This window comes from Haloarcula regularis, from assembly GCF_029338315.1.
GTDB classification, from domain to species: Archaea; Halobacteriota; Halobacteria; order Halobacteriales; family Haloarculaceae; genus Haloarcula; species Haloarcula regularis.
Map to the genome: position 1 here is coordinate 1,974,932 of NZ_CP119794.1, position 26,506 is coordinate 2,001,437.

Genomic DNA, 26,506 nt, shown 5'->3' on the forward strand with positions numbered 1-26,506 from the left:
CCTACGGGTCGCTCGACGTCAAGCCCACCAGGGCTGGACCGACCTCGAGGACTTCAAGGGCCTCGTCGACCCCAGCGTCATCGGCGTCTCCGTCCTGGAGTTCTACCGCCGAACCGGCGAGGAACGCTACCTCGACTCCGCGAGGCGCCAGTACGAGTTCCTCCGCGACGCGCCACGCACCGCCGACGGCGGCATTCCACAGCACAAGGGGGCCCTGGAGCTCTGGGTCGACACAATATACGAGATCTGCCCGTTTCTCGCCGCCTACGGCGAGGCGACCGGCGACGAGGCGGCGTTCGACGAGGCGACCCACCAGATTCGCATCCAGGCAACGCACCTGCAGGACCCTCACACCGACCTCTTTCGACACGAGTGGCGCGAACAGCCCAACACGTTCCCGGAGAGCGCCTTCTGGTCGCGCGGGAACGGCTGGGCCGCTGCGGGCATCCTCGACACGCTTGAGTCCCTCCCGGACGACCACGAGGACCGCGAGGAACTGGCGGACATCTTCCGGCGACTGGCCGCGGCCATCCGCCCCCTGCAGGACGCCAGCGGCTACTGGCACAACGTCCTCGACGACGATCAGACGCCGCTCGAGACCTCCGGGACCACCATGTTCGCCTACGCCTTCCACAAGGGATACGAGATGGGGCTGCTCGACGACGAGGCGTACCTCGAGGCCGCGGACCGGGCGATGGCGGTCTGTACCGGCGTCGTCGACGACGACGGCGCCGTGCGGCGCGTCGCCGGCCCGCCGGGCGGCCCCGGGGCGCCCCTCACCGTCACCTCCTACGGACAGGGCTGGTTCCTCAAGGCCGCCTGCCAGCTGGACTAGCACGCCCGTCCTCCGACCATCGGTTGGGACGTCGGCGACGTCCGCGTCGCTGGACGCCGGAACGGCTAAGGGCTTGTGTAGAGGATACCGGGTATACTGTGACAGACGTGAGTACCCCGGCGGCCGACGAAGAGCAACTCCTGATGGGTTACTCCGGCAGGATGCTGGTCGTGATGTCCATCGGGACGATGTCCATCATGGCCGGACGCCTCGTCATCTCCCCGCTACTCCCCTCTATCATCGACGACCTCGCCATCACGCCCTTTGCTGCCGGCATCGCGCTGTCGCTGATGTGGGCGCTCACGGCCACCCTCCAGTACTTCAGCGGACGGAGCGCGGACGAACTCTCGCGGAAGACGGTCCTCCTGACCGGACTCCTCGTCGCCGTCGTCGGCCTCGCGCTGCTCTCGACCGCGACGAGTTACCCGCTCTTCTTGCTGGCTACCGCGACGATCGGCGCGAGCGCGGGGATCTATCCCGTCGCGGCGTACGTCCAGACGACGGACCTGTACGTCGAACGGCGCGGCGCGGCGTTCGGCGTGCTCTCGGCGTCGATGGACCTCGGGGGGGCGGTGGCACCCGCGATCGCGGTCGGCGTCCTGGCTGTCTGGATCTGGCGGGGCGCCTTCCTCCCGATTCTCGCAGCCGTGCTCCTGGTGGCGTCCCTGCTACACTTCTGGAACCGGGAGGAGTACGTGGTCGAGCGCGTGAACCTGAACATCCGCGAGACGGGCACCCGGATCCTCGGCAAACAGAGCACGCGGCGTATCCTGGTGGCCGCCGGGCTGGTCGCGTTCACCTGGCAGGGGATGGCCAGTTTCCTCCCGACCTATCTCCAGGTCGAGAAGGGGTTCTCGCCGACGGTCGCCAGTGTCATCTTCACCGGCCTCTTCGTCGTCGGGGCGACCGCGCGGCCAGTGAGCGGGCGACTGGGCGACCGGTACGGCTACCTCCGTATCTCGGTGCTGATGGCGCTCGTCGGCGCGACCGGACTCGTCTCGCTGCTGGTCACGGAGTCGTTCCTGGCCGCCGTCGCCAGTACCGCCCTGTTCGGGGCCGGGATCGCCGGCTTCTGGCCGACCACACTGACGATGATCTCGCAGGTGTTCCCCGACGGGAGCATGGGCGGTGACTTCGGCGGGAGCCGGATGATGTACGTCGGGTTCGGGAGTCTCGGGCCGGCCTACATCGGCTACGTCGCGGGGAAACTGAGCTACACGGTCGCGTTCATCGGCCTCATCGGCTGTCTCCTCCTGAGCGGGACCGTCATCTTCTGGCAGCTCCGCTTCGGGAGCGAGGTGTGACCGCGGCGACCGGGCAGGCACGGCGGCGGTCTCCCGCCAGTGTGTTCCTCTCACTGCGGGAACACGAACGCTGAAGTGCCCGTCGAGCGACCTCTGTTAGTATGTCACTCGACCTGACCGGTGTCCACCCCGCCCATCTGGTACCGTTCGACGACCGCGGCGAGATCCACGAGGAGTCGCTCGGCGCGCACGTCGCCGCGCTCGACCGGGTCGACGGCCTCAACGCGATGGTGACCAACGGCCACGGCGCGGAGGTGTTCGCGCTGTCACACGACGAGCGCGTCCGCCTCGTCGAGGTCGTCGACGCCAACGTCGGTCCGGGGACGCCCGTCGTCTCCGGCCTCGTCGCCGGGTCGACCCGCGAGGCCGTCGAACAGGGCCGCCGACTGCGGGACGCCGGTGCGGACGCGTTCCTGCTGTTCCCGCCGCACACGTCGATAAACCACCGGGCCGACGCGGCACGCGAGTACGTCGAGACGGTCGGGCAGGCGCTCGACGTGCCGCTCGTCCTCTTCCAGCACCCCGTGTGGGCCGGCGGCACGTACGACTCGGACCTGCTGGTCGAACTCGCGGGCTTAGAGGAGGTCGTCGCGGTGAAAAACGCCTGCTGGGACATGGACCGGTTCCAGGACGACGTCTACGCGCTGGGGAACGCCGAGACAGACGTCCAGTTGCTCGTGGCCAACGACGAGCACCTGCTGGCCTCGTACGCGCTCCGGGCCGACGGCACGCTGCTCATCCTGGCGGCGGTCATCCCGGAGCTGATCGTGGACCTGTTCGAGGCCGTCCAGGCGGGCGACTTAGACGCCGCCCGCGACGCCTACGAACGGGCGGACCCGTTCATCCGGATGGCCTTCGGCGAGCCGCGTGCCGACTCGAACGCGCGGTTGAAGAAGGTCCTCGAGCTGCAAGGAACCTTCCCGAACGCGGCACCGCGGCCGCCGGCACAGCCGGTCGCCGACGACGCGGTCCCCGAGATTCGCCGGGCGATGGAACGCGTCGGGCTCGCCCCGGCGTAGGCCCCGGGTCACGCCCGCAGGAGGATTTATACGTCGTTCGAGAGAATCCGAGTCGTATGTCCGACGCACTCGAGGGAATCACTATCGCCGATTTCAGTCAGATGATGCAGGGGCCGTGGGGGACGATGGCGCTCGCGGACATGGGCGCGGACGTCATCAAGATCGAACCCCTCGGCGGCGAGTACGAGCGCCACCTGCGGGTCGCCGGCGAGATGTACGAGGGAAAGAGCCCCTACTACCTCGCGATGAACCGGAACAAGCGAAGCGTGGCGGTCGACCTCAAGGACGACCGGGGGAAGGCGGTCGCCCGTGACATCGTCGCCGACGCCGACGTCGTGGTCGAGAACTTCCGGCCGGGCGTCATGGAGAAACTGGGCTTTGGCTACGAGGACGTCCGCGAATACAACCCCGACGTCGTCTACGCGTCCGGGTCGGGGTACGGGTCGTCCGGGCCGTACGAGACCCGGCCCGGACAGGACCTGTTGATACAGGCGATGAGCGGCCTCATGGACGCGACCGGGCGGCGAGACGACCCGCCGACGGCCGCCGGGACGTTCGTCGCCGACCAGCTGTCGGCACTGTTCATCGCGCTCCACGTCGTCATCGCGCTCTACCACCGGGAGCAGACGGGCCAGGGCCAGAAGATAGAGGCCAGTCTCCTGAACTCGATGATCGCGGGGATGTGCCAGGAGGTGGCCGCCACGACGAACTTAGACCGGGAGTTCGAGCGGCCTGAAGCGAGCCTCTCGCACGCCCAGTTCGACGCCCCATACGGCGTCTACGAGACCGCCGACGGACACGTGGCCATCTCGCTGGGCGACCTCGACGACTTCGCGGAGGTGCTCGCGGTCGAGGGACTCGAGACGGACGGGTCGGCCGCGGCGGCCTACGAGCGACGCGACGAGATACATGGAATCATCGAGCGCGTCACGCGCGAACGCGAGACCGAGGCCCTGCTCGACCAGCTCCTCGAGGCGGACATCTGGGCGGCACCGGTCAACGACCTGGCGGCGATGATCGACGACCCGCAGGTCCGGCACAACGACATGATCATCGAGATCGACGACCCCGACGTGGGGTCGTTCGTGACGACGGGGTTCCCCGTGGAGATGTCCGAGACGCCCGCGAGCGTCGAGCGCCCGCCGCCACGCGTCGGCGAGCACACGCGGGACGTGCTCGAAGAGCGGGGATACGACGCCGACGTCATCGAGGAGCTGGTCGGCGACGACGTCGTCGAGGCGTTCGAGGAGTAGCGTCGCACGTGAACCAGACGGCGACGATCTCGTCCGTCGAGCAGTCCGAATCGGAACTCCCGGTTCCAGTGACCGCCCTCGAGCGTCGGGGACGAACCATCGCCCGTGAACGCGATCAGGCCTGCTCCATCGGCCCTTCCCGAGGATCAGACCGGTGGGACACCGAAGACAGAATCCGCATCCGAGTTAATATTTCGGCCGTTCGGTCGCTGAGGACGGCACCTTCGGCTCAATATATCACTGGATCGGGAAAAGATATAACTATCAGTACTTGGTTGTACACCTTGTATGTCATCTGATAACAACCGCGATTCGAATTCGTCCAGTGGTCGGGACAAGAGCTCGACCAGTGGGCTTTCACGCTCGTCGTTCGGTGGACGGCGAAAGTTCATGAAAGCGACAACAGTCGGCCTCGGGACGCTGCTGGCCGGCTGTGGCGGCGACGGCGGCAGTGGTGACGGCGGCAGTGGCGGCGACGGCGGCGACGGCGGCAGTGGCGGCGACGGCGGCAGTGGCGGCGACGGCGGCGACGGCGGCGACGGCGGCGACGGTGACGGCGGTTCCACCAACGGCGACCAGGGCGACGACCTCTCCGGGGTCAGCATCGACTACTGGGACGTGATGAACGTCCAGTCCCAGACGGCGTCCGAACGGGTCAGCGCGTTCATCCAGGAATTCCAGAGCGATACCGGCGCCCGCGTCCAGCTGAACAAGTCCGGGTACAGCCAGATGAGCGGCCAGAAGTGGGTCCAGGCCTGGCAGAACGAGAACTACCCGGTCGCGTTCAACTGCGAGGACTTCTACTTCGGGCGCATCATCAGGACGGGCCACCTGATGCCGTTCGACGACTACAAGTCCGACATCGACGACTCCCTCATCGACGGGATGGATTGGGCGATGGACCTCAAGCAGGACGCGTACCGGTTCTGGGACATCCCCGGCGAAAGCGACATCATCAACTTCCCGCACGCGACCGGCGTCCGCAACCCGATCCACGTCCGTAAGGACCTGATCGAAGAGGCCGGGTACAGCATGGACGACATCCCGGACACCGGCAGCGCGGTCGACGACTGGGAGGGGCTGATGGAGATGGCCGTGGGAGTCCAGGAAGACTCCAGCGCCCGGTACGGGTTCCACGGACACGGCACCTGGCCCGACTACAACGACAACATGGCACCGTGGATGTCCGCCGAACTGGGGTCGGGGAGCCGCTACATCAGTGAAGACGGCTCTGAGGCCTACCCCGCCGACACGTGGGCGGAATGGGTCCAGCGGTACCAGGACATGGTCCACGAGTACGAGGTCTCCGGCCCGGCCACGGCGTCGACGTCCGACGAGGAGGTCGCCAACATGATGTACGCGGGCGACGTCGCGATGGGGAACATCGAGACGCTGAACTACCCGACCTTCCTCCGGCGCGCCCCGGACCTCATGGCGAACGGGAACCTGAAGATCGTCCCGTACCCGGGCGGCGACAGCGGTGCCCCCGGCCACGTCGGCTTCCACGACAGCGGGCTGAACAAGAAGCCGTCCAACGCCGACGCCCAACGCTGGGAGCGAAAGCTCGCCGTCGGCAAGGCACTCATGAACAAGCTCGGGTCGTCGGACTTCCAGAACGGGTACCCGGACATGGTCGGCTGGATGCCCATCCGGCAGGACCTCTGGGGCGAGGCCAACGCCACGCACGCCGAGCAGACCGGCTTCCTCGAGACGAATGCCACGATGCTGGAGAACGCCGAGACCACGTGGCCCTACCACCGCTTCAGCAACGCGATCATCTTCCGGACCATCGCACCGTACATCCAGAGTGCGATCAACCAGGAGATGTCGCCGGAAGACGCGATGGCACAGGCCCGGGAGGAGTCCAACGCGGACATCCAGTCTGCGATCGACGAACTCGGTGAAGTCGGCAGCTGGCCGATCTCGTAAGCGGCCCCGACCGCACCGGTTACTACCACTTCGTTCCCACTATCGCCAATATTATTAGGACCCACATCAAGATGAATAACTATGATAAAACACCGTCCCAAGGTGTCTATCCATGAGTAATGTAACCGCACAACGGCAAGAGACCGGTCAGGTGTCACGGGTCGACCGGTTCGTCGGCGCCATCCGGGAGCACTGGTTCTCGTACCTGCTGTTCCTGCCCACACTCCTCTATCTCGTCTTCCTGCTGTGGATCCCGTTCTTCCGCGGCGTGTGGATGAGTTTCCACGAGTGGTCGTCCGGTGGGGCGAACCCGACGTGGGTCGGGGCGGGGAACTACGTCTACCTGCTCAACTGGGACCCGTTCTACCAGTCGCTCCAGGCGACGCTCGGGTTCGGCATCGCGACGTTTCCAGCTCGTGTTGGCCGTCGCTGCCGCCTGCCTCGTCGCGAACCTCGATAAGTTCAAGGCAGCTATCAGCACCGGCCTCATCATCCCGTACACGATGCCGCCGGTCGTGACGGGGACCGTCTGGCTCTACCTGCTCGACCCGAACTACGGGCCGATATTCAGCTACCTGATGGAGTGGGGAATCATCCAAGAGGCCGTCTACTGGTCCTCGGAGGGGCTGCCCGCACTCACCGTCGTCTCGGGCGTCCTCATGTGGACGTTCTGGCCGTTCATGTTCCTCATCATCCTCGCCTCCCGGGAGTCCATCCCGGACGAGTACTACGAGACGGCACAGGTGTACGGCTCGAACCGCGTCCAGACGTTCCTGCGGATCACCCTGCCACAGCTCAAGTCGGCCATCCTGGTCGCGCTGAGCATCCGGCTGGTCTGGAACCTCGCGAAGGTCTCACAGGCGTTCCAGCTGACCCAGGGCGGACCTGGGTACGAGACGTCGGTCCTCGGCGTGCTCCTGTACCGCTTCGCGTACAGCGACGGTCAGTTCGGTATGGGCTTTGCCGTCGGGATGTTCCTGCTGGCGGTGACCATCGGGTTCGTCGCCCTGTTCATCCGTGAGTTCGAGAAGGCACGCAAGGAGGGGACCTCGGCATGAGCACCGCTAGCGGCCCCCTCTGGTATCAGGACCGTGAGGACGCCCTGTTCGCACTGCTGAAGTACACCACCATCATGTTCTTCACGGTGCTCGTGCTCGTGCCCATGATCTCCGTCGTGGCGGTCTCGTTCTGGTCGCCGCCGGAGTTCTTCGGCGCGGGCCCACACATCATCCCGCAGGAGCCGACGTTAGACGCGTGGGTGACCGCGTTCAGCGGCTTCCAGGACAACCTGATCAACTCGGCGCTCATCGCGACGGGGACGACGGCGCTCGCGCTGCTCATCTGTATCCCCGGCGCGTACGTGTTCGGTCGACAGGAGTTCCCGGGCAAGGAGTGGGGCTTCCGTGTCATCATGGTCGCCCTGCTGTTCCCCTACATCCTGCTCATCATCCCGCTGACCGACACGTGGTACGGCCTCGGGCTCTTCAACACCATCCCCGGAGTCATCCTCGCCTACCAGGTGTTCGTGACGCCCTTTGCCATCTGGATCCTTCGGGACTTCTTCGAGGACCTCCCGGCGAACTTAGAGGAGGCGGCCCAGGTGTTTGGCTGTAGCCAGTGGCAGGCCTTCTACAAGGTCATCCTGCCCCTGTCGCTCCCTGCGGTCATGGCGACGGGCTTCCTGGCGTTCCTGGTCGGCTGGAACGACTTCCTGTTCTCGAACATGCTGACCACCGGGACCGGTCCGCGTCCGGCCGTCGTGACGCTGTACCTGCAGACGGTCGGCGGCGAGAGCCGCTACTGGGGCCTGGTCATGGCACAGGCGCTCATCGTCGGCACCCCGCCGACGGTGCTGTACATGATCGCCCGCCGGCACCTCACCCAGTCGTTCGCGGTCTGACCGCGAACGCATCATTCGCCGCGTCGTTTTAACTGTGTTTAGTCAAGCGACGGGAGCCGCAAACAGCCAGGGCTTTCTGGCTCTCCGAAGAGAGCATTGCGAAACTAAACACCGCCGTCGTTTTCGAAGCAAGGTTTATGATGGTCGGCGGTGTTCGTTCGAGCAATGCTACAGCGACTATCAGGCACCAGAGGGTCGAGAGTCATTCAGATTACATACGAGATACTGGCCGTGCTACTCGCCGTCGCCTGGTTCGCGCTCATCGGCTTCATCCTGCTCCAGGGCGCCTACGAGGTCGGTGGCCTCTTTATCGTCTTCACGATACTCATCGCCGGCCTCGCCTACGCCAACGAACGTCCCGACTGAGCACCGGCCGCGCTCTCGCTTCTGCAGTCGCTGCTGTCGTCGATGTCACGCTCGCGACTGCTCGGTAGTCTCCCGATTTCAGGCATCCACGTTCGTCATCGACTGGTACTGACCAGTACACGACCGTCCGGGAGCAACATCGAGTCGGTCGCCCGTCGCGGGGCGTCGGCGGTGACGGATACAGAGGGTGCCTGTCAGGTCGACCGCCCCGGCAGCCACGTGAGTCACGACAGGTCAGTTGAACAACCGCCGGAGCGAGAGGGACGTGCTGCCCGGAGGTGGTCCCCAGCTTCAACAGCCCGATGATCCCGGCGCCGACGAGGAAGAAGGCTCCCACGAGGAACATCGACACGCCGACCCGCGAGACGTCGATGGCGGCGCCGATCATGACGGGACCGACGGTCCCGCCGACAGCGGCACCGGTGAACACGAGCCCGAAGCTCTTCCCGACCGACTCCGCCGGCGAGTACTCGGCGACGAGTCGGTCCCTCGCCGGCATCGCCAGGCCGTATCCGAGACCGATGGCACCGAAGAGGGCAAGCGAGGCCAGGACCGTGGCCGGCAAAATCTCGAGAGTAAGCAGGAACGTAACGGCCGCCGCACCGCCGATGCAACCGAAGATTACGTTCGCGGGGGCAAATCGGTCGGCGAGATACCCACCGATCAGGACGCCGAAGGCCGCGAGGACGAAGAACGTCGTCAGCGCCGTGTTCCCCGTCGATTCGGTGAGGCCCAGCGACTCCACGAGGAAGACGATGGTAAAGGACTGGATGCCGGCCTCGGCGACGACGATGACGACGAACAGGAACATCGCGAGGATGGTCAGCCGGAAGAAGGGACGGAGGAGCTCCCGGACGACGGACTCGTCGTCGTCGCGCTCGTCGTCCGCCGGTTCGGTCCGGGACGCCAGTTCGTTCGCGTAGACGGTGTCGACGCCGAGCTGGACGAGGATAGCGTAGCCGATCCCGACGACCCCGGCCATGACGAGCGCGGGCCGCCAGCCGTACCGGAGCCCGAGTCCGCCGACGACGACGGGCGCGAACCCCGAGCCCGCGTACCCGGCGAACGTGTGGATGCTGAAGTTTCGGCCCGCGCGGTCGTCGGTGCTCACGACGTCGATGAGCGTGTAGTTCGCGGGGTGATAGGTGGCCTGGCCGACGCCCGAGATCAGCGCGAACGCGAGCAAGACCGGGTAGGACGTGGCCGTACTCGCACCGAGGATGCCCCCGGCGGTGAGGAGCAGACCGCCGACGAGGACGGGCTTTGCGTATCCCTTGTCCACGACCCACCCGAACGGGATCTGGAAGACGAACATCATCGCGAACAGCGACGAGACCAGCAGTCCGAGTTCGGCGTAGGTGACGTCGAACTGCGCGAACAGGAGCGGGAACAGCGGCGGGAACGTAAGGAAGTACGCGTGCGAGAGGAAGTGGCCGACGCTGACGGCACCGATGAGGGCGGTCGGCGTCTCGGCGGACAACCGCGAGGGGAGAGACCAGCTCACTGTCGGGTTGTCAGCCGGTCGTCTCGTCGGTGCCCTCGACGGCGGACGCGGACTTGGCGATGAGCATGTGGTGGTCCTCGACGAGCACGGTCTCGCCGTCCTGGTTGGTAAGGTCCACGTCGAGGGTCAGCAGTCCCCAGGTGTCGTCCTTGCTCTCGGTGTCGACGACGGTCACCTCGCCCGAGACGGTATCGCCCACGTACACCGGCTGCAGGTAGCGGACGTTGTCGTGCCCGTAGTTCATCCCGTAGGTGGCGGGGCGGGAGATGGTCTCCGCACAGAAGGCGTCAGCGAGACTGAGGGTGTAGACGCCCGGAGCGACGATGTCGTCGAACACCGGGTGGTCCGCGGTGTACTCGCTGTTGACGTGGTTCGGGTGGGTCGCGTCGGTGGCGCCGATCCACATCCGGATGTCCGAGTGGGTGACTGTCCGTCCGATCGACGTGTGCGACTCGCCGATCTCGTAGTCGTCGAAGACTCTCTCGCCGGTCATGTGTGAACCACTCTCGCACCGCTAATCAACCTTCGGGATGCCAGCCGGAAGATTCGACCGAGAGCGCGGTTCCCGGACCGCTTCGACGGGCGGAGAAGTCGGCGTCGCGCGCGGGCGCGAGCGGGCTTAGGGCCGGCGTTTGACGAGCAGCGTGTGCCGGTCGACGAACACCGTCTCGCCGTCCTGATTCGTGGTCTCGTACTCGTAGATCGCGCGGCCGTAGTCGTCGTCGTACGGTTCCGTCTCGACGAGTTCACGCCGTGCCGAGAGCGTATCGCCCGGGTACACCGGCTTGACGAAGCGGGTGCCGTCGTGCCCGTAGGAGAAACAGTGCATGTTCTCCTCCATCGCGATGCTCTCGGTGATGTCCGCGATCATCTGCCCGTGGGCGATCCGCCCGTCGAACTGCGTCTGCTTGCGCGCGAACTCGCTGCTCATGTGGAGCGGGTGGAAGTCCCCCGTGAGGCCGGCGAAGTTCGCGATGTCGGCTTCGGTGATCGTCCGCGCGTCCGGGTAGGACGCCGTCTCGCCCACGTCCAGTTCCTCGAAGTAGCGGGCCGGCTGCGATGGTGCGTCGGACATGGAACCGCGCTCAGAAGATCCGCTCGCCATCCTCGTCGAAGAGCCACACGTCGTCCATGTCAAACGAGACGGAGACGGACTGGTTGGGCTCGATCTCGCCCTGCATGACCGTGGTCCTGTACGCGTGCCCGCTGGTCTCGAGGTGCACGACGTCGCGAGCGCCCTGCGGTTCGATGACCGAGATGTCGGCCTCGAAGAGAGTCTCGTCGTTGAGACGCAGGTACTCCGGCCGGATGCCGATCGTCACGTCGTGGCCGACGTACGTGGACAGGTCGTCCGCGATATCTGCGGGGATCTCCTTCGTGAACAGGTCGCTCTCGAGCGCGATGCCGTCGCCGTGGTCGACGAGTGTGCTCTCGAAGATGTTCGTCGACGGCGACCCGATGAACTGGGCGACGAACTGGCTCTCCGGTTCGTTGTAGATCTCGTGGGGCGAGCCGATCTGCTGGATGTGCCCGTCGTCCATCACGATGATCTTGTCGCCGATGGTCATCGCCTCGTCCTGGTCGTGGGTGACGAAGATCATCGCACAGCCGATCTGGCGCTGGAGCTTCTTCACTTCGGTCTGCATCTGGTCGCGCAGGTTGGCGTCGAGCGCCGAGAACGGCTCGTCGAGCAGGAACGCGGCCGGCTCCATCACCATCGCCCGGCCGATGCTGACGCGCTGTTGTTGCCCGCCCGAGAGCGCGGCTGGCTTCCGGTCGAGCATCTCGGCGATGCCGAGCGTCTCCGCTGCCTCCTGTACGCGGCGGTTCTTCTCGTCCGTGCTCAGGTCCGTCTTCATGTCGAGTCCGAACCGGATGTTCTCGCGGACGGACATGTGGGGAAAGAGCGCGATGGACTGGAAGACGAACGCCAGGTTGCGGTCTTTCGGCTTGGTGGACGTGACGTCCTTGTCACCGATCTTGATCGTCCCCTGGTCGGGCGTCTCGAGGCCGGAGATACAGCGGAGTGTCGTGGTCTTCCCACAGCCCGACGGGCCGAGGAGGACGACGAACTCGTCGGGGCTGATGTCTAAGTTGATGTCCTCGGCGGCCACGATCGAGCCGCCCCCGAACGTCTTGCGTACGTTGCTCAGTACGATCTGTTGGCCCCCGCTTTCGGAAGCGATTGCCTCACCCGCTTGCTCTGCTTCCTGTACGGACGGCTCGCTACTTTGTGCCATGACGATTGTTGATGATTTTGCGGGCATGACTGTTAACCCTTGCGGAGGCGGGTTTCTGCCGACCAACACATCGGTCAGTCCGACCGACGGGCCGAGTCGAGCACAGGCGAAAGGGCTATTGTACGCACGTCACCACGTCTCAGTGTGACATACAGCCTTTCGACGGAGCAGTCCCAGCTCCGACAGGACGTCCGGGAGTTCGGCCAGGAGCACATCGAACCGGTCGCCAACGAGTTCGACCGCACCGGAGCGTTCCCGCACGAACTCCTCTCGACCGCCGCCGCCGAGGGGTACGTCGGCCACATGATCCCCGAAACGTACGGCGGCCCGGGCTACGACATGGTCGAGAGCGCCATCGTCACCGAGGAGACGTGGCGAGCCGACACCAACCTCGGCTGGGCGCTCGGGCTCTCCGGGTTCTCGACGAACGTCTACGTCGTCGACGAGTACGCCGACGAGGAACTGCGAGCGGAGTGGTTCTCCGGTGTCGCGAGCGGCGATATCATCGACGGGATCGCCGTCACCGAACCGGACCACGGGTCCGACGTGGCAGCGATGGAGACCACCGCCGAGCGCGACGGCGACGAGTGGGTCCTCGACGGCGAGAAGAAGTTCATCGGCAACTCGACCATCGGCGACCGGCTCCTCGTCTTCGCGAAGACGGCTCCCGACGCCGGCCACCGGGGCATCAGCGCGTTCATGGTTCCGACCGACCGGGACGGCTACTCGGCCACGCCGCTCGACGACCGCCTCGGCGGGCACTCGGCGCCGCTGGGCCACGTCGTCCTCGACGACGTCCACGTTCCAGCCGACTACCTCGTCGGCGAGGAGAACGACGGCTTCTACTACTTCATGGAGTCGCTCGGCTACGGGCGCATCACCGTCGCCGCACAGGCGGTCGGCGCCGCCGGCGCGGCGCTCGACGCGACGAAGGCGTACGTCCGCGAGCGCGACCAGTTCGACCAGCCCATCGGCGACTTCCAGGCCGTCCGTCACACGGTCGCCGACATGCAGACGACGCTCAGCGCCGCCCGGAGCCTCCTCTACCGGGCCGCGACCGCAGTGAAAGAAGACGAGGACGACGCGGCCGCCCTCGCGAGTCAGGCCAAGCTGTTCGCCACCGAACGGGCCTCGGATATCATCGACGACGCCATCCAGCTCCACGGCGGCAACGGCTACCTCGCGGCGTACGACGTCGAGCGGTACTTCCGCGACGCCCGGGCCACGCGCATCTACGAGGGGGCGAGCGGCATCCAGCGCAACATCATCGCCGATTCCGTGCTCGACGACGAGTGAGGACCCGTCGCGAATCGCCGGCGGGGAGCGCGCCGGTCGACCACGAGAAAGCTTTTAGTCGTTTCTCGCGGTCAACTGACCATGGAAGACGCGCTCGAAGACCTCACAGTCGTCAGTTTCGCCCAGCTCGCACAGGGGCCAGTCGCCGCCCAGATGCTCGGTGACCTCGGCGCGGAGGTCATCAAGGTCGAACGTCCGGGCGGGGAGTGGCAGCGCCACTGGTCGATGGCCAACAAGTACCCCGGCGGGGAAAGCGCGGTGTTTCTCTCGTTCAACCGGAACAAGCGGAGCGTCGAACTCGATCTCAAAGACGACGAGCACAAGGCGGTCGCCTACGACCTCATCGACGACGCCGACGTCGTCATCGAGAACTTCAGGCCCGGCGTGATGGAGCGCCTCGGCTTCGGCTACGAGGAGCTGCGCGAGCGCAACCCCGAGCTCGTCTACGCCTCGGCGTCGGGCTGGGGCCGCGAGGGCCCGTTCTCCGACCGCGCCGGTCAGGACATCATCATCCAGGGCGTCTCCGGACTGGCGAGCATCACGGGTCGCCGGGACGACCCGCCGACGCCCCTCGGGGCGACCGTCGTCGACTTCTTTTCGTCTGCGTCCATCGCCTTCTCGATCCTCGCCGCGCTGCACTACCGCGACCGGACCGGCCGGGGCCAGCGGGTCGACGGCAGCCTCCTCAACGCGGCGCTCGGGCTCATGATGCAGGAGATATCCACCTACGCGAACGGGGGCGAGGAGCCCGAACGCAGCGAGGCCGGCATCGGTCACGTCTACAACCAGGCGCCCTACGCGGTGTACGAGACCGCCGACGGCTACATCACCATCTCGCTGTCCCCGCCCGCCGAGGTGGGCGAGGCGCTCGGCCTCGAGGAACTCGCCGCCGTCGACTCCTGGGAGGAGGCCTACGAGCGCCGCGACGAGCTGAAGCGCCTCATCGAGGCGTTCACCCGCGAGCGGACGACCGAGGACCTCCTCGAGATGCTCTGGGCGGAGGACGTCTGGTGTGGCCCGGTCAACGACCTCCCGGACGCCCTCGAACATCCGCAGGTCGAGGCCAACGACATGATCCAGACCGTCGACCACCCCGACCTCGGCGAGCTGGAGTTCCCCGTGCTCCCGGTGGAGTTCAGCGAGACGCCGGCGGAGATGCGGCGGCACCCGCCCCGTTCGGGCGAACACACCGAGGAAGTGCTCCGGGAACGGGGCTACTCCGAGGAGCAGATCGAGCGAATCACCGCCCACCGGGACGACTGACAACCCCATCCACACACCCACATGCCTCTCGTAACCCACGACATCGACGGCGACGTCGCGACCGTCACCATCGACCGCCCGGACAAGCTCAACGCGCTGAACGACGACGTCCTCCGTGAGCTGGAGGACGCCTTCGAAGCGGTCGAGGGCGAGGCACGCGCCGTCTTGCTCCGGACCGCGGGCGACCGGGCCTTCGTCGCCGGCGCGGACATCAAGATGTTCGACGAACTCGGGAGCCAGACCGAGTTCATGGAGTTCATCCGCCTGCAGAACCGCGTCAACGACTACGTCGAAGCCCACCCCGCCCTCGTCGTCTCCGTCGTCGACGGCCTCGCGTTCGGCGGGGGGTTCGAACTGGTCCTGGCGACGGACCTCGTCGTCGCGGACGCCGAGGCGGAGTTCGGGCTCCCGGAGGTCAACCTGGGGTTCGTCCCGGGCGGCGGCGGCACCCAGCGCCTCCCCCGGGTCGTCGGCCCGAACGTGGCCAAGGAGATGATCGTCACCGGGAACCCCATCACGGCCGCGGAGGGACGCGAGCTCGGACTGGTCAACCGCGTCGTCGACGGCGGCGACGTCGAGGGGGCCGCCCGCGAACTCGTCGACGACGCCATGTCGAAGGCGCCCCTCGCCGTCGAGGAGGCGCTCCGCCTGGTCGACGAGGGGATGGACGCCAGCCTCGACACGGCGTTGCAGTACGAGCAGGCCGTCACCGCGTACCTGTACACCACCGAGGACAACGCAGAGGGGCTCCGGGCGTTCAACGAGAAGCGAGATCCGGAGTTCGAGGGCCGGTAACCGGTCCCTGGAGCGGCCCGCATCCGACTCGCCCCCCGCTCAGGGTCGGTAGAGCGCTGTGACCCGTCCGACGGGAGCGAGCCCCGAGAAACGCTTTTACTGGCTGTCCTCGTTGGTGTCTCACATGAGTTCTCAGCACACGGGGTACGGCCTCAGCGACGAGCACCGCGCGGTCCGACAGATGGTGCGCGAGTTCGGCGAGAACGAGATCGAACCGGTCGCCGCGGCGTACGACCAGTCCCACGAGTACCCGTTCGAGATAATCGAGCAGGCGGCCCAGCTCGACCTGGTCGCACCGGGCGCCCCCCTCGAGTACGGCGGTGCGGGGATGGACACCCTCTCGGCGGCCATCGTCACCGAAGAGCTCTGGCGTGCCGACCCGGGCATCGGCTGTGCAATCGGGAACAACGGGTTCTCGACGAACGTCTACCTGCTGACGGAGTACGGCGACGAGTGGATGTGTGAGGAGTGGCTCTCGAAGATCGTCGACGGGCAGGCACACGACGCGATCGCCGTGAGCGAGGCCGCCCACGGCTCGGACGTCTCGGGTATCGAGACGCGCGCCCGGAAGGACGGCGACGAGTGGGTGATAGACGGGAACAAGATGTGGATCTCGAACGGGACCGTCGCGGACGTCGTCGTGGTCTTCGCGAAGACGAACCCCGACGCCGGCCACCGCGGCATCAGCGCCTTCCTCGTCCCGACCGACCGGGCGGGCGTCCGGGCCGAACCCATCGACGACAAGCTCGGGATCCACGCGGCAGACCTCGGAGAGATGCTCTTCGACGGCGTCCGCGTCCCCGAGGACCACCTCATCGGCGAGGAGAATCAGGGCTTCTACTACTTCATGGAGTCGCTGGCGGATGGGCGGGTCACGGTCGCCGCGCAGGCCGTCGGGACGATGCAGGCGGCACTGGACGCGGCCATCGAGTACGCCAGGGAACGCGAGCAGTTCGGCCAGCCTATCGCCGAGTTCCAGGGCGTCCAGCACATGATCGCGGAGATGGCCACGAAGGTAGAGGTCGCCCGGGATGGTGTACCGCGCGGCGACGGCCGTGGAACGCGGCGAGGACGACTCGACGCGACTGGCGAGCATGGCCAAGCTGTTCGCCAGCGAGCGGGCCGTCGAGGTGACCGACGACGCGATCCAGGTCCACGGCGGGGCTGGCTTCGTCTCTGACTTCCCCGTCGAGCGCTACTACCGCGACGCGCGCATCACGAAGATCTACGAGGGGACGAGCGAGATCCAGAAGAACGTCATCGCCGACCAGCTGCTCTGAGCGGTGGACCGGGCACAGTCCCGTTCCGGAACGCCTCGACACGAGTGTGGGGCCAGCGGACCGGTCGCCGTCACACCCTCGTTTTATGCGCTGGGGCGTCGACTGTCGGGCTGTATGAGTTCGACGCTCGAGGGCAAGCGAGCCCTGGTCACCGGTGCGAGTCGCGGAATCGGACGGGCCATCGCAACGGCCTTCAGCGAGGCCGGAGCGGACGTGGCGCTGCTCTCCCGCTCGCGGGACCAGCTCGAGGCCGTCGCGGCCGACCTGGACGGCGAGACGCTCGTCACGGTCGGGGACGTGAGCGACACCGAATCGGTGAACGACTGCATCGACGAGGTCACCGATGCGTTCGGCGGCCTGGACGTCGTCGTGAACAACGCCGGCGTCGTCACGCGCGACGACCTCGGGGGCACCCCGGACGACGACATCGAACGGGTGATAGACGTCAACCTCCACGGTGTAATCCGCGTCGCCCGGCGCTCGCTCCCCCACCTGGTCGAGAGCGAGGGGACCTTGCTCAACGTCGGGTCGATGGCGGCCGAGCGCGGCATCGAGGGCCTGAGTTCCTACTCCGCGTCGAAGGGCGGCGTCTCGAGTCTGACCCGGCAACTGGCCATCGAATACGGTGACAGGGGCGTCCGGGTGAACGCCATCGTGCCGGGGACCATCAAGACGCCGGTCAACGAGGCGGTCCGCGAGTCCGACCCGGAGTGGACCGAGACCCGACGCGAGCAGGTCCCGCTGGGCCGTCTCGGCGACCCCGAAGACGTCGCGGACCCGGCGGTCTTCCTCGCGTCGGACAGGTCGCGATACGTGACGGGACACGTGCTGCCGGTGGACGGTGGCGTCCTCGCGAGCGCGTGAGAGCGGCCACGACGCCCGCACCGGTCCCGGGCTACACCCTGCCGCCACCGTTAAGATATCCGGCCGGGAACGTCCCGTAATGGCAATTCAGACATGAACCGGGCAGAGACGGCACTCGCGGCCGCGGAGGCCGGCGCCGACGTCGCCGGTGAACGCTACCAGACGTCGCTGTCCATCGACACGAAGTCGGGGAAGATGGACTACGTCACGGAGGCCGACAGACGCGCACAGCGGGCGGTCGTCGAGACCATCCGCGCCGACGACCCCGAGGCGACGGTCGTCGGCGAGGAGGACGACGAGCTGAAGACCATGCCCGAGGCCGGCGACGCCTGGGTGGTCGACCCCATCGACGGGACGACCAACTTCGTCCACGAGATACCGCTGTGGACGACGAGCGTCGCGGCCGTCCGCGGGGGCGAGACGACGGCCGCCGTCTCGATCGCACCCGCCTTAGACGGCGTGTACCGGGCCGACGGGGACGGCACGACCTGGAACGGCGACCCGGTCGCGGTGAGCGAGAAGACCGACGTCGAGACGTTCACCGTCGCCCCCATCCTCCGGTACGGCCCGGAGCGGGACGACGAGTTCGGCGACCTCATGGCCGCGCTCATCCGGGCCTTCGGCGACCTCCGGCGGTTCGGCAGTGCCCAGGTGACGCTCGCGAAGGTCGCGGCGGGCTCGCTCGACGCTGCGGCCTCGGCACAGCCCCGGCCGAACCCCTGGGACACCGTCGCCGGCGTGTACCTGGTCGAACGCGCCGGCGGGACGGTGACCGACGTCCACGGCGACCCGTGGGACCCCGGCTGTGAGGGGCTCGTCGCCTCGAACGGTACCGCCCACGACGAGGTCGTCGCGGTCGTCCAGTCGACGATGGCCTAGCGGCGGGTCGGACGCGTCGACGGCAGACGGGGCCATGGCGGCGCGCCCGCCCGGACAGATTCAAGAGGGCTCGTCGGCTACACCGTCTCGATGGAGCGAATCTCGCTCTCGAACGCAGCCTTCGAGGGCAACAACAACGTGTTCGTCTTCGACGACGGCCCCGAGACGGTCCTCGTCGACACCGGGGACGGGACCGAGGCGACGCGGCGCCAGCTGGTTGCCGCGCTCGGCGACCTGGGCATCGCGTTCGCGGACGTCGACCGGATCTTTCTCACGCACTGGCACGGCGACCACGCGGGCCTGGCCGGCCAGATCCAGGCGGCCAGCGGCGCCGAGGTGTACGTCCACCCGGCGGACGCGCCCCTCGTCGAGGGGCGCGCCGAGGCCCGGGACGACCTCCGCGCGCTCCGGGAATCGGCCTTCGACGACTGGGGGATGCCCGTCGAGAAGCGCCAGGCCCTCCGGGCGTGGCTCGACGCACACGTGATCGAGAGCGACGCCCCCGAGGTCGAAACCTTCGAAGACGGCGAGACGTTCGCGTTCAACGGCCACGAGCTCACCGTCGCCCACCGACCCGGCCACGCCGCCGGCCTCTGTGTCTTCGAGTGTCGGCTGGACGGCCGACGGGACGTGTTCTGTGGGGACGCCGTCCTGCCGGTGTACACGCCGAACGTCGGCGGCGCCGACGTGCGCGTCGAGCGACCGCTGGCGACGTACCTCCGCTCTCTCCGGCGGATCATCGAGGCGGACTACGACCGGGCGTGGCCCGGTCACCGCTCACCGATAGACGAGCCGGCGACCCGCGCCGCCGAGATCGTCGCCCACCACGAGGAACGTGCCCGGCGCGTGCTCGAGGCAGTGGCGAAGCGAGGCCCCGCCGACGCCTGGACGGTGAGCGACGAGCTGTTCGGCGACCTCGAGGGGATCCACATCCTGCACGGGCCGGGCGAGGCGGACGCCCACCTCGACCACCTGGCGCGGGCGGGCGAACTCACCCGGACGGCGGGACGGTACCGGCTGACAGACGAGACGGCGGCCCGGCTCTCGGAGACCGACGGGACGCGCTGGCCGATCGAGTACTGAGATTCGAGACACTTGCCGTCGAGGGCCATTAATTCGGATTCTGATAGAAGTCTATTTGTTGCAGGTGGGTATACGTGTAGCCGGTAATGGCGTGGTACATGTCACTCGAGGACTCGTATGCTGCGGCCGTCGACAGCTTCGACTGGAACCTGCCGGCGGACTACAACGCAGCGACCGACCTGGTCCGCAAGCACGCGGACACGTCCCGTACCGCGCTCGTCGAGGTGACGCCGGACGGGAGCCGATCGTTCTCGTTCGCGGACCTCGACGACCGGTCCGACCGCGTCGCCGAGGGCCTGGCCGACCGCGGCGTCGAACGTGGCGACCGCGTCGCCGTCGTGCTCTCCCAGCAGGCCGAAAACCCCATCGTCCACCTCGCCTGCTGGAAACTCGGGGCCATCTCGATACCCCTCTCGGTGTTGTTCGGCCCGGACGCACTGGAGTACCGGCTCGGGGACAGCGGCGCGACGGTGGCGGTCGTCGACGTGGACGTCGCCGACACCGTGCACGACGTCGCCGACAGGTGTCCGGACCTCGAACACGTGTTCGTCGCGCCCGGGCCCGGCGAGGAGACGGCCGCCGCCGAGACGTTCGCGGACCTCGAAGCGGCCGGAGGCGACGGCTTCGACGTCGCCGAGACGACACCCGACACACCCGCAGTCGTCATGTACACCTCCGGGTCGACGGGCCCGCCGAAGGGCGTCCTCCACCGGCACGCCCTGTGGGCCGGAACCTGTCCCTCGTTTCTGGCCGCCAACGAACTCGACGTCTCGGACGCGGTCTTTTATACGCCCGCCGACTGGGCCTGGATCGGTGCCCTCGGGAACGTCGTCTTCCCGCCGTGGCACTTCGGGCAGCCCGTCGTCTGTCACAAGACCGATTCTTTTGACCCGGAGCGGACCTACCGCGTCTTCGAGGAGTACGACGTGACGAACGCGTTCGTCCCGCCGACCGCCCTCCGGATGCTGCGCGACGCCGAGGACCCGGAGCGGTTCGACCTCTCGCTGGACGTCGTCGTCGCCGGCGGCGAGGCGCTCACGCCCGAACTCCGCGAGTGGTTCGCCGACGCCCTCCCGTCGGTCACCGTCAACGAGATCTACGGGCAGACGGAGGCGAACGTCTTCGTGTGCACGTGTCACCGGTGGTTCGACCCGAAGCCCGGGAGCAGCGGGCGGGTCGTCCCCGGCCACGAGGCGACGATCCTCGACCCGGAGACCGGCGAGGAAGTCCCCGACGGGGAGGTGGGCGAGATCGCCATCGCCCACGAGGGCGACCCGCTGGTGTACGTCGAGTACTGGAACGCGCCCGAACGGACCGACGCGGCCCGCTCGGGTCGATGGCACCGCACCGGCGACCTGGGATACCGCGACGAGGACGGCTACTACTGGTTCAAATCGCGCAAGGACGACGTCATCATCACGTCGGGGTACCGGGTCGGTCCGGGCGAGGTGGAGACGACGCTGCTGCAACACCCGGCCGTCGCGCAGGTGGGCGTCATCGGCGTCCCCGACGACACCCGCAACGAACGGATCAAGGCCTTCGTCCAGACGGCCGCCGACGTCGACGGCGACGACGAGCTCCGGGCCGACTTAGAGGCGTGGGTTCGCGACCGACTGGCGGAGTACGAGTACCCACGGGACATCGAGTTCGTCTCGGAGTTCCCCCAGACCACCAGCGGGAAGCTCAAACGGAAGGCCCTCAGAGAGCGCGAGCAAAACACGTAGGCGGCGGAGGCGGTGGGTTTACATATCTCTGTCGTCGAACCCACGTACGATGAACGGTAGCATACGAGAGGGTATCACGGGCCCCGAAGACAGTATCTCCGAGTTCGGGCCCGACGAGCGTAGCGTCCGGCAGGCGAACATCGCGGCCGGTCGGGCCGTGGGCGACCTCGTCCGGACGACGATGGGCCCGCGCGGGATGGACAAACTCCTCGTGGACCGGTCCGGGATGGGGATCGTCACGAACAACGGGGCGAGCATCCTCCGCGAGACGGTCGAGCACCCCGTCGGCGACCTCATCGCGGACGTCGCGGTCTCCCAGGAAGACGAGGTGAACGACGGCACGACCACGGCGGCGACCGTCGCCGCCGAACTCCTCGCCGAGGCCGAGGCGCTCATGGACCAGGACGTCCACCCGACGACCATCGTGAACGGCTATCTCGCGGCCGTGGAGCACGCCGTCGAGAAACTGGAAGACGACGCGGTCGAGATCGACCCGTCCGACACCGAGCGGCTGATACAGATCGCGAGAACGGCGATGTCGGGCAAGTCTGTCAAGGCCGACGCCAACATCCCCGAGCTCGTCGTCGAGGCCGCCCAGCAGGTCGCGACCGACGACGGCATCGACGTCGACGACGTGCGGACCGAGAAGATCACGGGTGCGCAGGTCGTCGACTCCTTCCTCGCCGACAGCATCCAGATCGGGAAGGAACGGGCCGACGCGTCCTCCCCGTATCGCGTCGAGGACGCCGACATCGCGGTCCTCAACAAGCCCGTGGAGGCCCGCGAGCTCAGCGGCGACGCCGAGGTGAACCTCCTCTCGACCGACGAGTTCGACGGCTTCCGCGAGGGCGAACGCTCGGAGGCCATCGCCATCGCCCAACACCTCGACGACCTGGGCGTCGACGCCGTCATCGGCGGCGAGGACATCCAGCAGGTCACGCGCTCGTACCTGGCCAAGCAGGGCATCTACGTGGTGCGTCGCGCCGACGACGAGGACGTCAGAGCCGTCGCGAAGGCGACGGGCGCCGAGATCGTCACCGACCCGCGGGACATGACGGTCGAGGACCTCGGCCACGCCGACGTCGTCGAGGAGGTCGACGTCGGCGGCGAGCGTAAGACGAGTATCAAGGGCCCACAGACCCGAGAGATCGCCACGCTCGTCCTCTACGGGTCGACGACGGACGTGGTCGACGAGGTCGAACGGGCCGTCGAGGACGCCCTCTCGGCCGTGGCGCTCGCGCTCAACGAACCGAAGATCCTCCCCGGCGGCGGGGCGACGGAGACGGCGGCGGCCCTCGAACTGCGCCAATGGGCGACCCAGCACGAGACCCGCGAGCAGCTCGCCATCCAGGCGTTCGCCCACGCACTCGAGGTGGTGCCCCGGACGCTCGCCGAGAACGCCGGCATCAACCCCGTCGACGGCGTCGTGGACGTCCGCGCCGCGCAGTCGACGGGCACCCCGACGGCCGGGATCGACGGCGAGACCGGCGAGGTCGTCGACGCGCTGGCCGCCGGCATCGTCGAACCGCCCGCGGTGAAGCGCCACTCGATCCGGGCCGCGACGGACGCCGCCGTGGCTATCCTCCGGATCGACGACGCGCTGCCAAAACGAGAGGAGACTCCGGACGAGATGCCCGGGGGCGAGATGGATGGCCCGGGTGGAATGCCCGGTGGCGGGATGGGCGGACTGTAATCAGCTGAACTGGCTGGCGGCGAGCAGGAACCAGCCCTGTCCGTACGAGGTCACGGCGAACGGGACGCCGGGGCCGCCCGGCGGGCCGACGACGCGATTGACGGCGCCGTCGTCACCGACGACACCTTTCGTGACCTCCAGAGCGTCTGTCGCCGCCTGGTCGTACTCCGATTCGTCGAGGAGGCCGCGGTCGATGCCCTCGCGGAACGCGTAGGCGAACATCAGCGTCCCCGAGGTCTCCAGTGCCGACTGGTCGTCGTCGAGGATGTTGTGCCAGTAGCCCGAGGCGTCCTGGAGCGGGCGCACCGCCGCACAGAGGTCGGTGAATATCTCGACGAGTTCGTCGCGGTCGTCGTGGTCCTCGGGGACGTACTCGAGGGCGTCGAGGATGCCGGCCGCGACCCAGCCGTTCCCGCGCGACCAGAGCGTGTCCTCGGGGAAGACGTTGGGCTGTTCGCGCCACTCGTGGCGGTACAGGCCCGTGTGGGGGTCACGGAGGTGTTTCGTCTGGACGATGATCTGTCGGGCGGCGTCGTCGATGGCGGCCGGTTCGTCCGCGACGGCGCCGTACCGCGCCAGGAACGGGGACAGCATGTAGACGGCGTCGACCCACAGTTCCACCTTCCCGCGGTGGTGCCCGATGCCGCCGTCGGCCGTCCGCTGGGCCTCCTCGGCCAGGTATTCGTACTGGCGTTCGGCGGCCTCGAGGTACGCCTCGTCGCCGGTCCGGTCGTAGAACTCCAGGACGGGGTAGCCCAGCGCGGCGGGGTCGGTCTGGGACTGGTACTCGACCTCGTCCGTCCAGGACTTGGGATCGAGCGACCCGTAGGAGAACTGCCCCGCCGATGTCTGGGTCGCGATAGACCGGTCGACGAGTCGACGGACCGCGTCGTCGTAGCCGCCGACGGCGAGGAGGCCGTTCAGCGCGACGGCTTTCTGCCACGTCTCGGACTCCATATCCCGCTCCAGCGTGTGGTTCGCTACACGTTCGACTACTGCGGGGAGCTCCTGGTGTGCTGCCATACCGCCCGCACAGCACGGACGTACAAAATTGTTCGGTTCACCCCGACTGCCCTCGCGTCACTGTCGGTGAGCCTGACCGGCCGAGCCACGGGCCCGGTTCCAGGTCCGAGCCGGGTCACTCGCGAGCGAACGTTCCTCCCCGGTGAGAGCCTCCGAGCGCCAGCAGAGGGAGGGTTTCAAGAGAACCCCGGACCACCGTCCAGTATGATACGCGCAGTCGACGGGATGACGCCGACGATAGCGGACTCGGCGTACGTAGACGAGGCGGCCGTCGTCATCGGGGACGTCGTCATCGAGGCGGGAGCGAGCGTCTGGCCGAACACCACCCTCCGTGGTGACCACGGACAGATCGTGGTCGGGGAGCGAGCGAACGTCCAGGACAACGCCGTGCTCCACGAAGACGCCGTCCTCGGGCCCGAGACGACGGTCGGACACTCCGCCATCGTCCACGCGGCGACGGTCGACGAGGGGGCGCTCGTGGGGATGAACGCGGTCGTGCTCGACGACGCACGGGTCGGCGAGGAGGCCATCGTCGGCGCCGGGTCCGTCGTGACCGAGGGGACCGAGGTCCCGCCGGCGACACTCGCGGTCGGCACGCCGGCCGAGCCGAAAGCCGACCTCGACGACCCGGACACGCGGGTGGCGGCCGAGCACTACGCCGAACTCGCCACCCGATACGCGGAGACGTCCGAACGGCTCGACTGAGGGCTCCGGAGCGACGCCCTGCGCCAACGCTCGAACCCGGGTGGTCGTCTCGCGCAAGTTCGAGCTGTACGGGATTCCCGGAGGCGGCCGCCGCGTCGGGCGGACGCTCGCCATCGAGAGGGGCGGCGCGCGCCCGCTGAACATTCCGGACGCGCCACCGATACTTAGATAGGCCCATTGACGCAATGACCTGTAATGGCAACTGCGGATACGATCCTGAACCGGGTCGAGGACCACGTGACGCCGATGGGCGCGCTCGCCGTCGCGGTCGTCGCGGTCAGCACCAGTGCAATCCTCGTCAGGTGGTCGACAGCGCCGTCGTCGGTCGTGGCCTTCTACCGCGTGCTCCTGACGACCGTCCTGCTCGCGCCGCTGGTGGTGACCCGCCACGCAGGGTCGCTGACGAAGCTCTCCGGCCGCGACCTGCTGGTCGCCGGCGCGGCGGGGGTCGCACTCGCCGTGCACTTCGCGACCTGGTTCGAGAGTCTCGACTGGACTAGCGTCGCGGCGTCGGTCACGCTCGTCCAGGCCCAACCCCTGTTCGTCGCGCTCGGCGCGTGGGTGCTGCTCGACGAGCGTATCACCCGCCGGACTGCGATCGGCATCGGGATCGCGGTGGCGGGCATGGCCGTGATGTCGGTGGGGGACTTCCTCAGCGGAACGGCCGTGGGGCCGCGACCGCTGTTCGGGAACTCCCTCGCGGTGCTGGCCGCGGTGATGATGGCCCTGTACGTGCTCGTGGGCCGGTCACTACGCCAGCGGCTCCCCCTGCTCCCTTACGTGACCGTCGTGTATCTGGTCGCGGCGGCGACGCTCCTCGTCTTCCTGCTCGGCCAGGGCCACCCGCTCACCGGCTATCCCCCCCGCGAATGGCTCCTCTTTCTCGCGATGGCCGCCGGGCCGGGCGTGTTCGGACACACGGTCCTGAACTGGGCGCTGGCACACGTCGACTCGAGCGTGGTTAGCGTCTCGCTGCTCGGCGAGCCACTGGGGAGCGCCCTGCTCGCGCTCATCCTGCTTGCGGAGATCCCGACGCTCTGGACGGTGATCGGCGGCGCAATCGTGCTCGGCGGTATCACCCTCACCGCTCGCGCCGGCGGTGGCGCCGCCGACTGAACGGGGCCGATTCGCACCGCCACGACGGCTGCTGCCCGGGGGCTTCGGTTCGACGTCACGTCTGTCGCTCGCTGCGGGCGCTCCGAGCTGGGTGGTGTCGAGAGGTCGTGTTCCCCATCGCTATCCGTCTCGAACCGCGTATCGATTTGTCACCGACCAGTCGCGCACATCCGACCCCCAGATATCGTCAGATGAATGGAGTTTGGGACAAAAAACACCCAGGTCGGCAGCCAATAGAAATGTATTGTACATTCGGGTAGTATAGTATCAATTCTATATGTATGTGCACCCATTCTGAAGTTTTCTCGAGAATTATAACCTGCTTTTCCTCGAGATACTTTGGAGGAGGGTGTGAGAGTGGTCCCCGTCAGAGACGGGGCGTCGAGCTGGGAAACGAGTACTAGAACAAAATGGACGAGAAAGACGACCAGTGGG

The 26,506-nt window shown here is 67.4% G+C and carries 24 protein-coding genes and 1 pseudogene; 20 read left to right on the plus strand and 5 right to left on the minus strand.

The window, feature by feature from the left end; translation table 11 throughout:
* Positions 1-94 precede the first annotated feature (94 nt).
* The 9 genes from P1N55_RS10660 to P1N55_RS10700 all read left to right on the plus strand — a co-directional run bounded on the left by P1N55_RS10660 (position 95) and on the right by P1N55_RS10700 (position 8,606).
* Complete coding sequence (locus P1N55_RS10660) at positions 95-835, plus strand: glycoside hydrolase family 88 protein (RefSeq protein WP_276278711.1); 741 nt, start codon at positions 95-97, stop codon at positions 833-835.
* 98 nt (positions 836-933) lie between these two features.
* Positions 934-2,139 (plus strand): MFS transporter, encoded by a 1,206-nt coding sequence (locus P1N55_RS10665; RefSeq protein ID WP_276275600.1) that lies wholly within the window; start codon positions 934-936, stop codon positions 2,137-2,139.
* 101 nt (positions 2,140-2,240) lie between these two features.
* Positions 2,241-3,158 (plus strand): dihydrodipicolinate synthase family protein, encoded by a 918-nt coding sequence (locus P1N55_RS10670; protein WP_276275601.1) that lies wholly within the window; start codon positions 2,241-2,243, stop codon positions 3,156-3,158.
* 56 nt (positions 3,159-3,214) lie between these two features.
* The gene (locus P1N55_RS10675) at positions 3,215-4,411 is read left to right on the plus strand and encodes a CaiB/BaiF CoA transferase family protein (RefSeq protein ID WP_276275602.1); all 1,197 of its coding nucleotides are present in this window, start codon (positions 3,215-3,217) and stop codon (positions 4,409-4,411) included.
* A gap of 390 nt (positions 4,412-4,801) precedes the next feature.
* Positions 4,802-6,340, plus strand: a complete 1,539-nt coding sequence (locus P1N55_RS10680) for an extracellular solute-binding protein (protein ID WP_276275603.1) — start codon at positions 4,802-4,804, stop codon at positions 6,338-6,340.
* A 112-nt stretch (positions 6,341-6,452) separates the two neighbouring features.
* On the plus strand, positions 6,453-6,800 hold the full coding sequence (locus P1N55_RS10685) for a hypothetical protein (RefSeq protein WP_276275604.1): 348 nt from the start codon (positions 6,453-6,455) through the stop codon (positions 6,798-6,800).
* The gene (locus P1N55_RS10690; RefSeq protein WP_276275605.1) at positions 6,760-7,398 is read left to right on the plus strand and encodes a carbohydrate ABC transporter permease; all 639 of its coding nucleotides are present in this window, start codon (positions 6,760-6,762) and stop codon (positions 7,396-7,398) included. The genes P1N55_RS10685 and P1N55_RS10690 overlap by 41 nt, the downstream gene beginning before the upstream one ends.
* Entirely contained in the window at positions 7,395-8,240 is an 846-nt protein-coding gene (locus P1N55_RS10695) for a carbohydrate ABC transporter permease (protein WP_276275606.1), read from the plus strand. Before P1N55_RS10690 ends, P1N55_RS10695 begins: the two co-directional genes overlap by 4 nt.
* Before the next feature lie 165 nt (positions 8,241-8,405).
* Positions 8,406-8,606, plus strand: a complete 201-nt coding sequence (locus P1N55_RS10700; RefSeq protein ID WP_276275607.1) for a hypothetical protein — start codon at positions 8,406-8,408, stop codon at positions 8,604-8,606.
* Here P1N55_RS10700 and P1N55_RS10705 read toward each other — a convergent pair.
* From P1N55_RS10705 to P1N55_RS10720, 4 genes are all read right to left on the minus strand, one after another.
* The gene (locus P1N55_RS10705; protein ID WP_276275608.1) at positions 8,566-10,110 is read right to left on the minus strand and encodes an MFS transporter; all 1,545 of its coding nucleotides are present in this window, start codon (positions 10,108-10,110) and stop codon (positions 8,566-8,568) included. The two genes, P1N55_RS10700 and P1N55_RS10705, sit on opposite strands and share 41 nt — an antisense overlap.
* Before the next feature lie 10 nt (positions 10,111-10,120).
* Positions 10,121-10,603 (minus strand): MaoC family dehydratase, encoded by a 483-nt coding sequence (locus P1N55_RS10710; protein ID WP_276275609.1) that lies wholly within the window; start codon positions 10,601-10,603, stop codon positions 10,121-10,123.
* A gap of 126 nt (positions 10,604-10,729) precedes the next feature.
* A complete protein-coding gene (locus tag P1N55_RS10715) occupies positions 10,730-11,185 on the minus strand; it encodes a MaoC family dehydratase (RefSeq protein ID WP_276275610.1) in 456 nt (151 codons plus the stop codon).
* A 10-nt stretch (positions 11,186-11,195) separates the two neighbouring features.
* Positions 11,196-12,350, minus strand: coding sequence for an ABC transporter ATP-binding protein (locus tag P1N55_RS10720; protein ID WP_276275611.1), 1,155 nt, complete (start codon positions 12,348-12,350; stop codon positions 11,196-11,198).
* Positions 12,351-12,494: 144 nt separating this feature from the next.
* Here P1N55_RS10720 and P1N55_RS10725 point away from each other — a divergent pair, with 144 nt between their 5' ends.
* The 9 genes and pseudogenes from P1N55_RS10725 to thsA all read left to right on the plus strand — a co-directional run bounded on the left by P1N55_RS10725 (position 12,495) and on the right by thsA (position 23,227).
* A complete protein-coding gene (locus P1N55_RS10725) occupies positions 12,495-13,646 on the plus strand; it encodes an acyl-CoA dehydrogenase family protein (RefSeq protein ID WP_276275612.1) in 1,152 nt (383 codons plus the stop codon).
* 81 nt (positions 13,647-13,727) lie between these two features.
* On the plus strand, positions 13,728-14,909 hold the full coding sequence (locus P1N55_RS10730) for a CaiB/BaiF CoA transferase family protein (RefSeq protein ID WP_276275613.1): 1,182 nt from the start codon (positions 13,728-13,730) through the stop codon (positions 14,907-14,909).
* A 21-nt stretch (positions 14,910-14,930) separates the two neighbouring features.
* Positions 14,931-15,704 (plus strand): enoyl-CoA hydratase/isomerase family protein, encoded by a 774-nt coding sequence (locus tag P1N55_RS10735; protein ID WP_276275614.1) that lies wholly within the window; start codon positions 14,931-14,933, stop codon positions 15,702-15,704.
* 124 nt (positions 15,705-15,828) lie between these two features.
* A pseudogene (locus tag P1N55_RS10740) lies at positions 15,829-16,984 on the plus strand (acyl-CoA dehydrogenase family protein).
* Positions 16,985-17,098: 114 nt separating this feature from the next.
* Positions 17,099-17,848 carry an SDR family NAD(P)-dependent oxidoreductase gene (locus P1N55_RS10745; protein ID WP_276275615.1) on the plus strand — a complete coding sequence of 250 codons (750 nt, stop codon included), beginning with the start codon at positions 17,099-17,101 and terminating at the stop codon, positions 17,846-17,848.
* 93 nt (positions 17,849-17,941) lie between these two features.
* Complete coding sequence (locus P1N55_RS10750; protein WP_276275616.1) at positions 17,942-18,727, plus strand: inositol monophosphatase family protein; 786 nt, start codon at positions 17,942-17,944, stop codon at positions 18,725-18,727.
* 90 nt (positions 18,728-18,817) lie between these two features.
* Positions 18,818-19,810 carry an MBL fold metallo-hydrolase gene (locus P1N55_RS10755; RefSeq protein WP_276275617.1) on the plus strand — a complete coding sequence of 331 codons (993 nt, stop codon included), beginning with the start codon at positions 18,818-18,820 and terminating at the stop codon, positions 19,808-19,810.
* Positions 19,811-19,896: 86 nt separating this feature from the next.
* The gene (locus P1N55_RS10760; protein WP_276275618.1) at positions 19,897-21,534 is read left to right on the plus strand and encodes an acyl-CoA synthetase; all 1,638 of its coding nucleotides are present in this window, start codon (positions 19,897-19,899) and stop codon (positions 21,532-21,534) included.
* Between the two features lie 49 nt (positions 21,535-21,583).
* Positions 21,584-23,227 carry a thermosome subunit alpha gene (thsA, locus tag P1N55_RS10765; RefSeq protein WP_276275619.1) on the plus strand — a complete coding sequence of 548 codons (1,644 nt, stop codon included), beginning with the start codon at positions 21,584-21,586 and terminating at the stop codon, positions 23,225-23,227.
* On the opposite strand, the gene P1N55_RS10770 is transcribed toward thsA, so the two are convergent.
* On the minus strand, positions 23,228-24,250 hold the full coding sequence (locus P1N55_RS10770) for a glycoside hydrolase family 88 protein (RefSeq protein ID WP_276275620.1): 1,023 nt from the start codon (positions 24,248-24,250) through the stop codon (positions 23,228-23,230).
* 204 nt (positions 24,251-24,454) lie between these two features.
* Here P1N55_RS10770 and P1N55_RS10775 point away from each other — a divergent pair, with 204 nt between their 5' ends.
* Together P1N55_RS10775 and P1N55_RS10780 are read left to right on the plus strand one after the other, a co-directional pair.
* Positions 24,455-24,955 carry a gamma carbonic anhydrase family protein gene (locus P1N55_RS10775; RefSeq protein ID WP_276275621.1) on the plus strand — a complete coding sequence of 167 codons (501 nt, stop codon included), beginning with the start codon at positions 24,455-24,457 and terminating at the stop codon, positions 24,953-24,955.
* Positions 24,956-25,150: 195 nt separating this feature from the next.
* Complete coding sequence (locus P1N55_RS10780) at positions 25,151-26,071, plus strand: DMT family transporter (protein WP_276275622.1); 921 nt, start codon at positions 25,151-25,153, stop codon at positions 26,069-26,071.
* Positions 26,072-26,506 lie beyond the last annotated feature (435 nt).